This window comes from Pedobacter sp. D749, assembly GCF_019317285.1.
Lineage (GTDB): Bacteria > Bacteroidota > Bacteroidia > Sphingobacteriales > Sphingobacteriaceae > Pedobacter.
The window spans coordinates 121,340-135,882 of record NZ_CP079218.1; the positions used below are offsets into that span (position 1 = coordinate 121,340).

General features: G+C 36.6%; 14 protein-coding genes. 7 read left to right on the forward strand and 7 right to left on the reverse strand.

Annotation, left to right across the window (positions count from 1 at the left end; genetic code table 11):
- Positions 1-274: 274 nt before the first annotated feature.
- From KYH19_RS00575 to KYH19_RS00585, 3 genes are all read left to right on the forward strand, one after another.
- Positions 275-1,327 carry a serine hydrolase gene (locus tag KYH19_RS00575; protein WP_219077167.1) on the forward strand — a complete coding sequence of 351 codons (1,053 nt, stop codon included), beginning with the start codon at positions 275-277 and terminating at the stop codon, positions 1,325-1,327.
- 89 nt (positions 1,328-1,416) lie between these two features.
- Entirely contained in the window at positions 1,417-2,667 is a 1,251-nt protein-coding gene (locus tag KYH19_RS00580) for a metallophosphoesterase (protein ID WP_219077168.1), read from the forward strand.
- A 156-nt stretch (positions 2,668-2,823) separates the two neighbouring features.
- Positions 2,824-3,888, forward strand: a complete 1,065-nt coding sequence (locus KYH19_RS00585) for a hypothetical protein (RefSeq protein WP_219077169.1) — start codon at positions 2,824-2,826, stop codon at positions 3,886-3,888.
- A 77-nt stretch (positions 3,889-3,965) separates the two neighbouring features.
- Here the strand turns inward: KYH19_RS00585 and KYH19_RS00590 are convergent, their stop codons facing one another.
- Positions 3,966-5,225: an amidohydrolase family protein gene (locus tag KYH19_RS00590; RefSeq protein ID WP_219077170.1), complete on the reverse strand. Its 1,260-nt coding sequence runs from the start codon at positions 5,223-5,225 to the stop codon at positions 3,966-3,968.
- 90 nt (positions 5,226-5,315) lie between these two features.
- Here KYH19_RS00590 and KYH19_RS00595 point away from each other — a divergent pair, with 90 nt between their 5' ends.
- Positions 5,316-7,265, forward strand: a complete 1,950-nt coding sequence (locus tag KYH19_RS00595) for an NACHT domain-containing NTPase (RefSeq protein WP_219077171.1) — start codon at positions 5,316-5,318, stop codon at positions 7,263-7,265.
- A 151-nt stretch (positions 7,266-7,416) separates the two neighbouring features.
- On the opposite strand, the gene KYH19_RS00600 is transcribed toward KYH19_RS00595, so the two are convergent.
- Both KYH19_RS00600 and KYH19_RS00605 read right to left on the reverse strand, forming a co-directional pair.
- The gene (locus KYH19_RS00600; RefSeq protein ID WP_219077172.1) at positions 7,417-7,959 is read right to left on the reverse strand and encodes a hypothetical protein; all 543 of its coding nucleotides are present in this window, start codon (positions 7,957-7,959) and stop codon (positions 7,417-7,419) included.
- A 10-nt stretch (positions 7,960-7,969) separates the two neighbouring features.
- Positions 7,970-8,365: a hypothetical protein gene (locus tag KYH19_RS00605; RefSeq protein WP_219077173.1), complete on the reverse strand. Its 396-nt coding sequence runs from the start codon at positions 8,363-8,365 to the stop codon at positions 7,970-7,972.
- Between the two features lie 564 nt (positions 8,366-8,929).
- On the opposite strand from KYH19_RS00605, the gene KYH19_RS00610 reads away from it, so the two are divergent.
- Complete coding sequence (locus KYH19_RS00610) at positions 8,930-9,421, forward strand: DUF1016 N-terminal domain-containing protein (protein WP_255562519.1); 492 nt, start codon at positions 8,930-8,932, stop codon at positions 9,419-9,421.
- A 60-nt stretch (positions 9,422-9,481) separates the two neighbouring features.
- On the opposite strand, the gene KYH19_RS00615 is transcribed toward KYH19_RS00610, so the two are convergent.
- Positions 9,482-9,868 (reverse strand): (deoxy)nucleoside triphosphate pyrophosphohydrolase, encoded by a 387-nt coding sequence (locus KYH19_RS00615; RefSeq protein ID WP_219077174.1) that lies wholly within the window; start codon positions 9,866-9,868, stop codon positions 9,482-9,484.
- A 176-nt stretch (positions 9,869-10,044) separates the two neighbouring features.
- Between KYH19_RS00615 and KYH19_RS00620 the strand changes: the two genes are divergently transcribed.
- Both KYH19_RS00620 and KYH19_RS00625 read left to right on the forward strand, forming a co-directional pair.
- On the forward strand, positions 10,045-10,356 hold the full coding sequence (locus KYH19_RS00620) for a hypothetical protein (protein WP_219077175.1): 312 nt from the start codon (positions 10,045-10,047) through the stop codon (positions 10,354-10,356).
- Positions 10,350-11,450, forward strand: coding sequence for an ImmA/IrrE family metallo-endopeptidase (locus KYH19_RS00625; protein WP_219077176.1), 1,101 nt, complete (start codon positions 10,350-10,352; stop codon positions 11,448-11,450). The genes KYH19_RS00620 and KYH19_RS00625 overlap by 7 nt, the downstream gene beginning before the upstream one ends.
- Here KYH19_RS00625 and KYH19_RS00630 read toward each other — a convergent pair.
- Genes KYH19_RS00630 through KYH19_RS00640 form a run of 3 tightly spaced genes read right to left on the reverse strand, consistent with a single transcriptional unit; the run spans position 11,440 to position 14,145 of the window.
- On the reverse strand, positions 11,440-12,369 hold the full coding sequence (locus tag KYH19_RS00630; protein WP_219077177.1) for a hypothetical protein: 930 nt from the start codon (positions 12,367-12,369) through the stop codon (positions 11,440-11,442). The genes KYH19_RS00625 and KYH19_RS00630 overlap by 11 nt on opposite strands.
- The gene (locus KYH19_RS00635) at positions 12,366-13,163 is read right to left on the reverse strand and encodes a hypothetical protein (protein ID WP_219077178.1); all 798 of its coding nucleotides are present in this window, start codon (positions 13,161-13,163) and stop codon (positions 12,366-12,368) included. Before KYH19_RS00635 ends, KYH19_RS00630 begins: the two co-directional genes overlap by 4 nt.
- Entirely contained in the window at positions 13,153-14,145 is a 993-nt protein-coding gene (locus KYH19_RS00640; protein ID WP_219077179.1) for a thymidylate synthase, read from the reverse strand. The genes KYH19_RS00635 and KYH19_RS00640 overlap by 11 nt, the downstream gene beginning before the upstream one ends.
- Positions 14,146-14,543 lie beyond the last annotated feature (398 nt).

Consider the following 14,543-nt stretch of genomic DNA (forward strand, 5'->3'; position numbering starts at 1 on the left):
GCTTTTAATGAGTAGCCCTTACTGGACAAATTTCGAATTTTTTCTTGTCTGATTTGCAGGAATTGGTGAAAGTTGCGAAGTACTTCAAAACTTAAAGGAGGTTTTTACTCTTGTAATCAATCATCGTTAACCGACTACGTTGACAGTATAATTTATTTAATATGGGGCAAACCGTGAACGAACAAACAGTATAAATGATGAGCAGATCAGAATTAAATAGTACCTTAGGATCTTCCTTTTTGCGGCGAAAACTATTGTCAATAAAAAAATATCGATGAAATTCAAATTACTTATTGTATCGCTACTTATTTCGAAATCCATTTTTTCTCAGACCATCAATATTCCAAAGGTTGACGCTTACCTGAAGTATATCGAAAACAATAATTTAGGGATCGGAAGTTTATCAATATTTAAGGAGGGTAAAGAGATTTATAGCAGAGATTTTGGTCAGAAAAACCTTACTGGTGTTGTTGACCATGCCGAAAAGAAATACCAGGTGGGATCTGTCACTAAAATGGTCACTGCCGCTTTGGTTTTTAAGCTGGTAGAAGCAGGGAAATTAAGCCTGGATGACAAGCTATCAGATTTTTTTCCGCAAGTACCCAATTCAAAAAAAATAACCATTAAAAATATGTTAGGGCATACGAGTGGGCTTGGGAGTTATGTGGTCAGGAATGGTGAGATATGGGTAACTGAAAAAGTAACCGAAAAAGAGATTTTTGATCTGATCATCCAACAGGGCGTTAGTTTTGAGCCCGGAGAAAAGGTAGCGTATTCCAATAGTGCTTATTATCTTTTGGCAAAAATTGTTGAAGAAAAATATGGCAGGCCTTATCATACGCTAGTTAATAGCGAAATTGCACGGCCATTAAAGCTGAAAAGTTTTGCTTCAGTTAAATCCCATCCAAAGAATGTGTTAAAGCCTTTCCAATTTAAAGAAAACGCCTGGCAGCAAATTAAGGATATCGACTTTTTGAATATTATAGGAGTAGGCGATATTTCCTCCACTCCACGAGACCTTAATATCTTCATAGAAAATCTGTTTAAGTATAAAATCGTTAGTAAAGAGTCTTTGGGGATCATGATGCCTGATGCTTCAGCTGAAACCTGGGGTAGGGGCCTGGCCAGATGGGATTTTGACGGCACTGAATTTTATGGCCATGGTGGTGATGCAATCGGATCTCATGCGGTTGTTATACACAATATTGACGGTGATGTTTCAATTTCCTATAATACCAATGGTGAGCGGATCCATAAGGAAGAATTTATAAAAAACATCGTTTCCTCAATGTTTGATAAGCCATTCAAACTGCCCGAGATAAAATAAAAACATATTTTCAGTTTAGCCCTGGTATAAATCTGATATTTACCATTTCATAACCTGCAGCTTAAGTGCTGTAATCATTCAAGTTAACTATGCAGCGACAAATAGCCGGTTTTTTAATTGCTAGTTTAGTCTTGGTATTAATCGACCTTTACATATACTCTGCAATAAAATCGTTCAGTTTCACCTATAAAAAGCAATTCAAAACTCTATTTTGGTTTTTTTCGGCATTAATTATCCTTGATGTTTTCTGTAATGTGTTCCTTGAACTTAAGGAAGGGGTCAGGACCGTGCTGACTGTAGCCATTTTGCTTAGCACGGTTTCTAAAGTCTTTTTTATCCTGTTTGTTTTGATCGATGATCTGAGAAGAACAGGCCTAAGACTATATAACTGGTTATTCAATCAGCAAATAAAAAAAAGGAATTCTGAACATCTGGAAAAAAAAACAGCCATTACAAGGTCGGCGTTTTTGACTAAAGCCGGAATATTGGCAGCCTCCGTCCCCTTGGCCGCTTTAAGCAAAGGCATGGTTTCAGGGGCATACGACTATCAGGTTAAATTTCAAAAACTATGTTTAAATAATCTGCCAAAAGCATTTGCAGGATTAAAAATTGCACAGATCTCGGATATCCACTCGGGCAGTTTCTTCTATAAAAATGCGGTCAAAGGAGGGATTGAAATGCTGTTAAGGGAAAAACCTGACTGCGTTTTTTTTACCGGCGACCTGGTCAATGATTTTGCGAATGAAATGAGGGATTATCAGGACCTTTTCTCCAGGATAAAGGCGCCATTGGGTGTTTTTTCAATTCTTGGAAACCATGACTATGGAGATTATCATTTTGGCCCCACAAACTCGCTGAAAAAGGCCCGGAATCTAGCGGACATCAAAAAAACACACGGAAATATGGGCTGGGATCTACTGCTTAACGAAAACCGGATCTTGAAAATAAATAATGAGCAGCTGGCTATTATAGGGGTAGAAAATTGGGGTGTGGGTGGATTCACAAGGTATGGCCAAATGGATTTAGCAGTAGAAAATACAGATGACTGCCCTATTAAGTTACTCCTGTCCCATGATCCCTCTCACTGGAGAGCTGAAGTTATTCCGAAATATCCCCAGATCGACGCCATGTTTAGCGGACATACCCATGGGATGCAATTGGGGGTGAGGACCGACGATTTCCAATGGAGCCCCATTCAATACCGTTATAATGAGTGGGCAGGCCTCTATAAACAAGATGCCCAACAGCTTTACGTCAATGTTGGATATGGCTTTTTAGGGTATCCAGGCCGAATTGGGATTTTGCCGGAAATAACCATATTCGAGCTGGCGTCTGTATAGTTCTCTGTGCCAAAGATTGCATAAATAAGAATGGTTTGATTTCATCTCCAGTTCAAACTAATTATAGATAGACCTGAACAAAAAAGAACATCGAAAGATCCCGCCTTTTCGGTAATACACAAACTCTTAGTGGTAATTTTACATGCCAAAACGCAAATGAAAATAAGCATCAAAAAAATATTTTTATTCTCAATAATCTTAATCGTGATTGTAATTCTCCCAGACATTAATATGTACCGTGAGAGATATAAATTACGTTCTCAAAAACTGCCTGAAATTTATAAAAATCAAACAGAATTAGATAATTTAAAAGATGATTATTACGAAGTCCTTAAAATTAAGGAAAACTCTACCGAACCAATTCTTCAGGTAAATGACAGCACTACAGTAATATTCACAAAAAACAGTGAAGATTCAGAAAAGGGAGGGGCGGATTATGAAAATATATGGTACAAAATTAATCTGAAAGGACAAATTGCCGATTCCCTAATATATAGTTGTAATAGCTTAAATAATGAACATAATTACAATACTTTTAACGACTACATTATAGACACAAAGCAAAACACCTACAGCAATTGGATTAAAAATAATGATACTACGCATTATACTTTTAAAAATATAAATGAAAATAAAATATTAACAAAAGAAGAAGCAGACAAAATAACAAGTGATGGAAAAATAATGCAAATCGATTACATCTATTTGGGAGATAATGGAATTGATTCAAAAAATAAAGTAATTATCTTTAAAAATAATGTTTGGAATTATTTTTATACTGAAAAAAACTGGCACAAATCTGCTAATTATACAACTAACGAATTTCAAGCCCAATCTTATTATCCCATAGACAAAGAACCAGATAGAGCTCCTACAGCGGGAGGTGAAGAAAAAAGCAAACAGATTTTTTTTGACATTAATAATCCCAAAAGTATAATTTATAGAGAATATATATTTAAGGAAAAATGGAATGAAAACTCTTTTTGGTATGATATTATTAACTGGCATTGGGGTAGCGGAAATGCTTCAAATTCAGGCGGATGGACTGGAAGTAGTTATTTTTCGATAAAAATGCCTAAAAAAACTTTACATTATAAACAAGTTGTCTATATAGATTCTCCTGATGAATCTTTGCGGGATATTGCTTCTTATTCTGTATTTAAGCCAAAAAATGGGGAATATATTTTACTTGATTCTTATTTAATAAGACCTAAACAGTAAAAAACTACGCCAGCACACAACAAAGAACTATAATCAGTGGCCTTGCCGGTTTCTCATTCAAAATCCATTCTTTTTTTTCAGTCATATTTATTTTTATTGGCGGTATTTCGTTCTGCCACAGCACTAAGCATACTATCCATTATCTTTTTATCTATCCATTTGCCATTCAGGAATACACCAGCTATTTTTCTTGTGTTTCGTATATCCTCTAGTGGATTAGCATCCAGTAATACAAGATCGGCATATTTTCCAACTTCTACAGTTCCTATCTTGTCTTCAATTCCCAGCCAGATTGCAGGTAATCGTGTGGCCGATACCAATGCTTCTTCCGGACTAAGACCGGCTTTCACGAGGAGCTCAATTTCGTCGTGAAGCGAGAATCCCCAAACGACTCCAGGATTCCCGGCATCTGTGCCTGCGACAATAGGTACTCCAGCTTCCTTAAATGCTTTAACTAAACGCATGTTAAATTTAACCATTTTCTCAAAATAGCGAATGTGTCCAGTCGTACTTTCCTGGTTGTAAGAATTTGAATATAACCATCTGCTTTGTATGAGCGGATGCACATATTTAAGACTGGAAAGATTACGAACACCGTCAAGCGAACGCGACTGGCTGAGAATCCACTCCATCGTAGTTAAAGTCGGTGTAAACCAGGTTCCATTTGCTTTAGTGATCTTCGCATAATATTGTGCGTCCTTATCAGTGAAATCCTCGCTTTGTTTAGCATATTCTTCCGCATGAGCAACCATAGCGAAATTAGGCACAAAGGCGTCATCTATGTGGCCCTTAAACACATCCAGAATATGACCAACAACCTTCATTCCCTGCTTGCTGGCTTCATCAACGATCGCTTTATACGTTTCTACGTTCAGGTGAGAGTATACTTTTACAAATTCGTACCCCTGGGCTTTAGCCATACGTACTGTCTGTCGACCGTCAGCGGCTGTATTGGCCTTATTACCAGAACCCTCTCCTCCATCTATCAGAATTGCCAGCGCCATGCGAGGGCCGTACAGGTTTCCTTTTAAGATTTCATTTCTCTGTCCAAAATGCTCAACCCTTGCATTTAACTCAAAAGCTGTCGTAACACCGTTTACGACATATAATAACATAAAATCCTGTGTGTCTGTAAAAATTGTGGCTCCTTTTGTTGGATAACTTGAGCTTAGATTGATGTCGGCCAAATTGTGGACATGCATATCAATTAGTCCCGGAATTAGCCATTTACCTTTTCCGTTAATAACCTTAGCCTTATCTGGAACTGGCTGGTTAATGGAAAAGATCTTCTTATTTTTAATGATCACCGTAGCATTACTAATGATCTTACTTTCCATTGTCATCGGAATAATGTTGATAAAAAATACCTCATATCAATCAGGCCTTTTATTAATGATTTTATTAAATTGTGAGCTTACAATACTTAAATGGAAAAAGAAAACGAGCTTGTCCTAACAAATTTGGTGTTACCTGTAGTTAAGGAACTGTTATTGCCTAAGATAAAAGCTGTTTTGGCTAGCCTTTTTAAAGATGAAAAAGATGTCGATATTATAAAGGATAATTTTACTCAATATTTGAGTCAACAATATGAGAAATTTCTTACGATAGATACATTGGCTTTGCCAAATAAGCAAACACTTTTAAAGTTATTATACGAACCATTAACTGTTATCACCCATGAAAATGCTAGGCCTGTCGAAATACTAATTGATGGCTATAATGAAAACTTTCTTCCCAAATTTCTGCGCATTATTATTGAAGATACCGCTGGCATGGGTAAATCAACTTTAACGAAGAGAATTTTTCTTTCAATAATTGAAAAAGCAATCGGCATTCCAGTTCTAATAGAGCTTAGACAAATTAATAAAGAAAATAATTTCATAACTGATATACAAACGCAATTTTCTAGAATTGGTGAAAAAATTTCATTAGAAATGATTTCTGGTTTACTTGATGATGGACAGTTTATTTTTCTCTTAGATGGATTTGACGAAGTGGCTCATGCCGACCGAGCTTTTGTAAATAAGGAACTTCATAAGTTTATTGAAAAGGGTAATAACAATTCATTTCTAATAACTTCAAGGCCAGAGGATTCGCTGGTTTCATTTGGAGATTTTCAGAAATTTACTATCAAACCACTCAAGAAAGAACAAGCTTTTAGTCTCATTAAGAGATATGATAATTACAATACCAACAAAAACGCAGCACCGTTAATTAAGCAGTTACAAGTACAGGAAAAATCAAAAGTAATTACTGAATATTTGGGTAATCCATTGCTTGTATCATTACTTTATAAGTGTTTTGATTATAAAAAGGATATACCATTAAAGAAAACTCAATTTTACAGACAGGTTTTTGATTCATTATATGAATCACATGATTTATCAAAAGAAGGTTATCTGAATCGAGATAAGTACAGCCATTTACACCAGGACGATTTTGAAAGAGTATTGAGACACGTAGCTTTTTTGACTTCTATTCAGAATAAAGTAGAGTATGATAAAGATTACATTATCAAAATTATAGATGAAGTAAAGACTTTGACGCCAGATTTAAGTTTCAATTCTTCAGACCTTTTAAAGGATTTAATAGAAACAGTACCTTTATTCAAAAAAGAAGGAAATAATTTCAGATGGGCTCATAAATCACTTCAAGATTATTTTGCGGCAAAATTTATCTGGAATGATGCAAATGATAGTCGGATTAGAATTATAAAAAAAATATACAACGATATTGATAATAGGCGATTTTCAAATGTGATAAATTTATATTGTGAGCTAGACCCAAAAACATTTGAACAAACTTTTCTTATGTGGTTGTTGGAGGAGTTTGTTGAATATTATAACAATTCAAAGAAAGACTTTAAATACATAAGCAAGCAATTGTTTGAAGCAAGAATAGAATTGACTTTTGGAGATGAAGTAAGCTTTATTTATAGTGAAGATGATAACAGAAAGTCTGAGAATCTTCTCAAGGAGAGAAATGGTGTTAAATCATTGGCTTTTTTAAGAAAAGCAAACAGTACCTTTTATAGATATTCAAAAAAACCTAAAGGTATTTTGAAGACAGTGTTTACTTCAAGACCGAATTTAGAAACTCTAAAACAAGTTGTTGCAGACAAGTATCCAAATTTGATAATGCAATCTCACCATGATATTGACTTAGGGAGTATTTCTTTTCTAGAATTTTACAAAATCTATAATCTCGACAACCTTGAAACTAATATTTTAAATCAAAAAGAAAATTTTGGAGTTACTAATACACTTCTAGGAGGAGCATATAAAATGAATTGTTCGAACTGCATAGAAAAGCTGAATAACTTAAAATTGAATATTAGTGTCAGTCCTGAAAAAGATAAAAATCTACTTAATTGGTAGATCGATTATCTGACTTATAATTGATTATTCTATTTCAAGTGAAAAGTTATTCATACGTTAAGGATACAAGAATGTATTGGTTTATGAGCCCCAATTTTGATTATATTAAGGGGCTAAATGATTTTAAGCCCCTTAATCAGTTATTTAGTCGTTATTCATTGTCATCATCATACCTTGCATGTAGCGCTTCATCATCCTGTTCTGGGCGTCTAGATTTGAATTTTTCGCTTAAGAGTTGGCTGGGATTTAAGACTATAGGATATGTGTCCGAGATATCAAAAAATGAAATTTTACCAATAATTTGTTTTTTGTATTCTAGAACAATTTGTTTGCTGCTAATGTTTTTTATTCCAACTTCAAGTTTTCCTTTGAATAATGGGTCTACAAATGGGCTATGTAATAATTGAGCGCCTTTCTTGATTAAATCACTGGACTGTCCAAAAAGTGCCATTATTTTATCACTTAATGTGAATGTTTCATGGGTTCTGATGATAGCAAAATCATTTGGTTCGATTGTCAAAAATCGGTTGTCGGAATCAAGCTTAAATGGGTTGCCATTAATTTGCCCCTCGCTACCTAGTCGAAAATAATAGAAAGTGTGTTCTAGATTAGACTCTTTAAAATTCCAAATATTTAAAGATGATGTGTTTGACTTTATGTGGCCAAGAATAAGATGATGATTGAGTAGGAACATTTTTTAGATTTTATTTGATTAAAAAGTTTTCTAATTCTTTTGTTAGGGTATTTACCTTAACTCTAAATTCATTTGCTTGAAGATGGTCTGTTTTTTTTAATTCATTATACTTCGATTCATATATTGATATTAAAACTGTTAAAGCTTTAATCTTTTGTTCAGTATCGAATTCTTTTTTGTTGTTATTTATTTGAATTGTATTTTGATTAATCAGCGCATTTTGCTGGTAAATAGTGTAGACTAAACCAAAAAAACCTAAACAACTAAAGAAGGATGTGAGTCCTCCAAACATATCGCCAAATGGCCCCTGTAGGTTAGCGGTAATTAGTTTCGAAACAGTTAGATAATAAGCTATAAAAATTATTATAGTCAAAGCTATAACTAGAATAACGGTTTTTAAATTCATGAGAGCGGATTGAATTGTAAATATACAATACGGTTAATAATCTCTATAATTTTTAATATATTTTTTTGAACATTGTAACTAAGTTTGAGATGTTGTTTTTTGGTGCAATTACTTTATTAATCACATAGTGAAATACTCACCATCTTTGAAGTTTTGAAGTAATGATAGGATTTGAAAAACTTTAATAAATTTCACACCCACTATCCATAGCGTTCCGCAGGAGTTCTGCGGATGAGCCAATAAAAAAGAGTCTCCGACTCGGCTTAGATAAAATGAAATAGCTTTAAACAAAAAAAGCCCATCTTTCGATGAGCTTTTAATCAGTAGAGTCAATCGGCGGAAAATCGAACTTTTATGAACATTGTGAGGCCATAGTAATTTTGAAAAAGTGGTCAATAACAAGATTGAGGGGCAGTATAGGAAAAAGAAAAAGTTGTAAGTGTTTTCCTTAATTAGCATGATAATTCACATTTTATTCGGAATCAAAAGTCTGTCTGATACCAACTAAATTGCCTGTTTTTCGTATCTTTACTAATTAGAAGGTAAATTTATTTATAGCCTAAAATGCTTGTAAACCAATCTATAATATCAGACCTGAAAGCTATCATAGCTCAATCCAATGATAGGGCGGTGCGAGCTGTCGATCACCAAAGGACGCTAATGTACTGGCATATCGGCAAACGGATTTTTGAAGAAGAACAGCAGAGCAAAGACCGAGCAGATTATGGAAGTTTTTTGATCAAATACCTTTCAGAAAAGTTGCAACCTGAATTTGGAAGTGGCTTTTCTGTTCGTCAGATGAATCTCTATCGCCAATTTTATCGTACTTTTCCGATTGTGCATGCACTGCATGCACAATTGAGTTGGACACAGTATAAATTACTCCTTAGTGTTGCTATAGCGAATTTTGAAAAAGTGCTGAATCGCAGGGTTATTTTGTTTAAAAGCACAAGTCATCCAGCTCACCGCTCTCCTCAGCGCGCTAGTGATGGCATTTCAGTGAAAGTGCCGACTCTGTTTCGGACCAAACTGGCCACCAATTTGATTACCGGATGATGTATATCTGAGTTGCTTTCCTTCTGAACAAATATACAGTGTGTGCACCCGAAGAGATTTTTATCTACCATTTTCTAGGTAAAATTCAACAAGAGGAATGTCAGCTGGCGCAAGGTCATAAGAAAGGAGTTCGTGTTTTTCGACCCACTTGTATTCCTCATGGTCATTTAGGACGATTTTTCCGGTATTCATTGTACAAAGAAAAACTTTCATGCATACCACAAACTGTCCGTAATCATAAATTTGTTCTGTTAGGAAGTTATCTATCTTGACACTTATCTCAAGTTCTTCCGCAAGCTCCCTATGTAGGCAAACCTCCGGAGTTTCACCTACTTCGATCTTGCCACCAGGAAACTCCCAATATCCACCGAGAAATTTTCTGGCGGTCCGCTTTGCAATTAGAATTTTTGAGTTATTCAGAATGATGGCAGCAGCAACATTGACCATTGGATAAGGATTAATTTCAACATGTGTTGAGATGTTAACAATTCTGGCTAAATGTAGGACAAATATTTTGTAAATTGATATTGTTTCAATAACATTGCGCTTTAATGTTTGGGAACATTAATTTAACGATCTGTTAACGGAAACTTAGAAAGACGACTCTCTTGGAACTAACTTTTGTGAGCGAAAACGTTCGCGATATATGCTATAATGAAGATAAAGCAAAAGCCATGTTAGGTGAGCCGGTAGCACTTGCGCTTAAAAGACGTTTGGCCGATATGCGGGCCGAAGAATTTGTCTCCAGACTAATGGCTGGCGCACCAGGAGAGACTACCCATCAAGGCAATCCTGCCTATAAATTAAATTTATCAACACAAGAGCTGCTGATTTTTTGTTCAGGACATACACCTTCACCAATTTTGGAGGATGGAAAGATGGATTGGCATCAAGTCAGTCGTGTTAAACTTATGCAAATAGGACCAATATGTTAAATTCTACGTCATTTCTGCCGAACTGGACTTCAGCGCCAGGAGACACGATAATAGATTTGCTCAACGAAAGAAATATATCCGTTGAGGCATTTGCAAATAGAATGGAGAATTCTGTTGAGACGGTAGAAAGCCTCATTGAAGGACAAATGGAGATCACCACAGAGATTTCTCTAAAACTTTCGAAAGTCCTTGGTTCATCTGTTGACTTTTGGATGCGACGGGAATTTCAGTACCGCGAAGATTTGATTCGACTGAAAAAAGTCGCTGAAACGGCTTGGTTGAAATTGCTTCCGATAGCAGACATGGTTAAATTTGGATGGATTCAACAGCATGTTTCAAAGAGTATTCCTGCACTTCTGGAGTATTTCGGGGTTGGATCGATTACTGAGTGGCAAATTAAATACGAAGCTGAAATGGCTCAAGTGTCATTCAGGACCTCATCCGCCTTCAAACAACAACCTGCGGCGGTAGCTGCATGGCTTAGGCAGGGAGAAATTCAGAGTAATCCCATCAAGTGCGTACCTTGGAGTTCAGAACTGTTCATGTCATCTCTTGTCGAAATCAAAAAACTTACAAAAATTAAAGACCCGGTTGAATTTCTCCCTAAACTCGCGAAAATCTGTGCCAATTCTGGTGTAGCAATCGCAATAGCCAAAACGCCTAGTGGATGTCAGGCCAGTGGGGTGACTAAATTCCTTACTAAGGATCGGGCACTGATCATGCTTAGTTTTAGGTACCTAACCGATGACCATTTTTGGTTTACCTTTTTCCACGAAGCGGCGCACCTACTTCTTCATGGCAACAGATCTGTTTTTGTTGAAGAGATCGGCAAAAACAGAATGATTAGCAATGAAGAAAAGGAAGCAAATGAATTTGCTGCAGAGACATTAATCCCATCAGAAAAAAGGCCGCAGATGATGAAGTTATCTGTTACCAATAAAAAGTCGATTGTTGGTTTTGCCAGTTCTCTGGGGGTGTCGCCAGGTATCGTTATCGGTCAACTTCAGCATCTGGGCAGGATAGAACACAATCGGTACAATTATTATAAGCGTAGGTTTACCTGGGATAATATGCCAACAACAATCAACCCGTAAAATGTATATAGTTGTTTGGGGACTTCTGCCAATTACAAAGGGCGTCCTCAAGCACTTGCATGCCGAAAGGCACGCCAAGAAGTCCTTCCAATTGCCCAAGATCGGTTTCAAGCTTGGTGTTGGAGATTGTTGCATGTGGATTGTTTGCAAATAGAAGTTTAGCTCCTGATACCGGTCCTGTAGCTCCTTTGATATAAATCAGGTCAGGTTCAATATTCAATATTCCCACTTTTCCCATCATTGTAAGGAAGTCAAAAGCACCCATACGGGCAAAGCCGTAAACATGTCTTGAGAAAGCTCTATAAAATGCGTGAAACCTAGTTCTAGCTGTGGCATTTGCCGGTTCCAGTTGCGCAAATTTGAAGATATGACTTTGTTGAGGGCCTATCCAATCCACATAACTATCAATAGTAACCCCCGTACCTGAATATTTCAGGCTCGCATATTTTCTGTGGTTGCCAAAGTTGCCACGTGCCTTCAGTTGGATTTGATTTGCAGCTACCCAATGACCCAGTAGTTGTGGAGCCGCCGAAACAGTAGCCCAATCCCAAGTGTGAGCACCTAGCCCAGAATAGACCGCCCTCATTAGCCCCCATCCATTTTTTTTATCCTTTCCGAAATGGGTAGCAAGAAATACAAGCCAAGCCGCTTCGTCAATATTTCCATTAACAAGGTAGTAAACAGCAGCATTGAGAGGGTTGAAGCCGCTGAGGTTAGGATTTGTGCAACTTGCATTATGTGCCTTTAAAGCTATGGTTTGAACATATTGAATCCTGCGTATACTATCTTCCAATTGGAGTAGGAAGCAGTCGAATTCAGCCGCATTTTGGATTCCATTTAATGGGGTGTAATTTTGATCGAAATTTTGAAGGTCGGCGCGTAATTTAGCTACAAGCGCTACATTTTTTGGTGGTCTCATAATAATTGTTTTGATTTCTCTGTAATCCACAAACGGATTTGGTACTGAACAGAGGATGTTACCCCGAAACTGCTTTGAATATTGTGATTGAAGCCTAAGATAGTTATTTCGTTATTTAGTTGTATAGTGCCGATACGATGGATTGTTCCTTCGTATGAAAATCCTGCGATATAATTATCGCCTGTCCGTTGCAACTTCCATGTTGGCTGTTCAGTTACACGGTAATCAACATCGGATATCTGAGAAAGTGTATTTACAACAGTCCTCCCATTCAGTACAAGAACTTTTATCCGAGAGGCATTTATCAGTTTTCCCAATATATCCCCATATTGAGAAAGCAGGCTTTTCTTTTGTTTTGTGGACAACATAGCCCACTTGATACCTGTAGCAAAAGGCACTAGATCGAGATGACAGGCTTCGTTAGAAGGAAAATAATAGGAAAGTGAGGTTCCCGATATAAGGAAATCGAGACGTTTGAACCAGTTATCATATGGGTTTCTGGAAAAATAATCTCTGCATTGCTGGGCTATCATTGAAACCTGATCCGGTGTAGTTTCACCCCAGTTTTTCAGGTTTAATGATTTTAAGGTATGAAATCTTCGATTAACACCATTGAGTTCGTTTCCGGAATTATCAGTAAATTCTTTGTCGCTTGGATTCAAGCCTAGCGTAGCTATCCTAGAGATTGCTGGATCACCAAAGGAGGCAATTGGCGCTGCCCACTTTAAAACATCTAAACCATCAATTTCATCTTTCTGTAACCTCCCAATAAGGTCATAAATTTCATTCTCCATCCTTTTGGTTGAGCTTGTTAACTTTTTTTATTCGTGGTGTGATATACACCTTATAGATTGGGTCCATTGTAGCCATAATATCCTTGATCTTATCTTGTGTGTTCTTTGAATAAGAAAGCTTATAGATAAGCAGTAATTTTGCCAAATTTTCCCAATAATCATCAAGCTCCGATGAATCCACCTCGCTTATCTTTCCTGTTCTAATACCAGCTTCGTATTTTAGCAAATCAATTATAGATGGCCATGGGTCACCAACAGGCATTGGTGCCATATTTAAACCCAATTCCTGATAGCCTTCGCCCACAAACTGTGTTGCCTGTTTGACTTGCTCGTCGTAAAGGTGGAGGCTACCTACTGAATGATGGTAGTGTCCCAATTCAATACCAAGCTTCCTTGCCATAATTTCCTGCAACATTGTAAAAGCAAATATATCATGGGGTAGGCCTTTGTAGGCATCATTTGATCTCATTGAAACATACATGTTGAGCTTTTTCGCCCTGATCAAAAACTGTATAGTGCACGTGCACGGAATTTCCTTGTGCTCACCTACAAGGTCCATCGCGTCAAAAAGCTGAATAACTGCCTTACGGGTTAATGGATTTTTTGTAAGCAATTTGGTTATGTTCTCAAATTGATTATATTGGTCCCTCATGTTGAACAGCCGAGGGCCGTATGCCCCATAAAGAGTTTTTCCATCGTCACTATCGTCCTTATAATCTTCGATATAATGCTCGATGAACTTCAATTCATTGCTTCCTGCAAGGTACCATAACAACTCACCCAAGGTGCTAAAAGCTTTCGATTTGATCTCGCTTCTGCTCAATCTTGCTCGGGGATTTGTTAAAGTGAAAGATAGTCCAATGATTTCGCTACTAGTTCCTCTATGGTTATTGTTGTTGAAGGGTCTTTTGAGCAGTTCTTCGAAAACAGCAAGTAGTATATCATCTAATGTTTGGTATTGGTTAAATGCTAGTGATGCCATGGTTTGAGCGTTATAAATGCAAGTTAAGCATTTTTGTAAATGCTTTGGTGGAAATGTCAGAAATGATCACATATTTGTTTGCTAAAATTCTTGTCAATTAAAACCAATAAGCAGCTTTTTTACATGTTGGCAAAATTGAGATAGAATTAAGAGTATCGTTTGTCCGATATTTAAAGTAAAATGGAGATTTATGAAGATTTGTCTCGTCCTAAATTTACTTGTCGTTTTAGAGTTATAACTAGAAGTTTGTCTCTTTTTGTGAGGGAAAGCTTTTGATAATCGACCTCTCAAAATCTCTATCTATTTAGAAGTTTAAAGATTCTTAATGAAAGCAAGAATAAGTGCGTCAGCTAATGCATCAGTAAATGAGGTCTGTGATTGATGTTTTCTTATTTAGA

Excerpts from the sequence above, each read along its gene's own strand:
- KYH19_RS00575 (WP_219077167.1), top strand. The coding sequence starts at position 275 with ATGAAATTCAAATTACTTATTGTATCGCTACTTATTTCGAAATCCATT.
- KYH19_RS00580 (WP_219077168.1), top strand. The coding sequence starts at position 1,417 with ATGCAGCGACAAATAGCCGGTTTTTTAATTGCTAGTTTAGTCTTGGTA.
- KYH19_RS00585 (WP_219077169.1), top strand. The coding sequence starts at position 2,824 with ATGAAAATAAGCATCAAAAAAATATTTTTATTCTCAATAATCTTAATC.
- KYH19_RS00590 (WP_219077170.1), bottom strand. The coding sequence starts at position 5,225 with ATGGAAAGTAAGATCATTAGTAATGCTACGGTGATCATTAAAAATAAG.
- KYH19_RS00595 (WP_219077171.1), top strand. The coding sequence starts at position 5,316 with ATGGAAAAAGAAAACGAGCTTGTCCTAACAAATTTGGTGTTACCTGTA.
- KYH19_RS00600 (WP_219077172.1), bottom strand. The coding sequence starts at position 7,959 with ATGTTCCTACTCAATCATCATCTTATTCTTGGCCACATAAAGTCAAAC.
- KYH19_RS00605 (WP_219077173.1), bottom strand. The coding sequence starts at position 8,365 with ATGAATTTAAAAACCGTTATTCTAGTTATAGCTTTGACTATAATAATT.
- KYH19_RS00610 (WP_255562519.1), top strand. The coding sequence starts at position 8,930 with ATGCTTGTAAACCAATCTATAATATCAGACCTGAAAGCTATCATAGCT.
- KYH19_RS00615 (WP_219077174.1), bottom strand. The coding sequence starts at position 9,868 with ATGGTCAATGTTGCTGCTGCCATCATTCTGAATAACTCAAAAATTCTA.
- KYH19_RS00625 (WP_219077176.1), top strand. The coding sequence starts at position 10,350 with ATGTTAAATTCTACGTCATTTCTGCCGAACTGGACTTCAGCGCCAGGA.
- KYH19_RS00630 (WP_219077177.1), bottom strand. The coding sequence starts at position 12,369 with ATGAGACCACCAAAAAATGTAGCGCTTGTAGCTAAATTACGCGCCGAC.
- KYH19_RS00635 (WP_219077178.1), bottom strand. The coding sequence starts at position 13,163 with ATGGAGAATGAAATTTATGACCTTATTGGGAGGTTACAGAAAGATGAA.
- KYH19_RS00640 (WP_219077179.1), bottom strand. The coding sequence starts at position 14,145 with ATGGCATCACTAGCATTTAACCAATACCAAACATTAGATGATATACTA.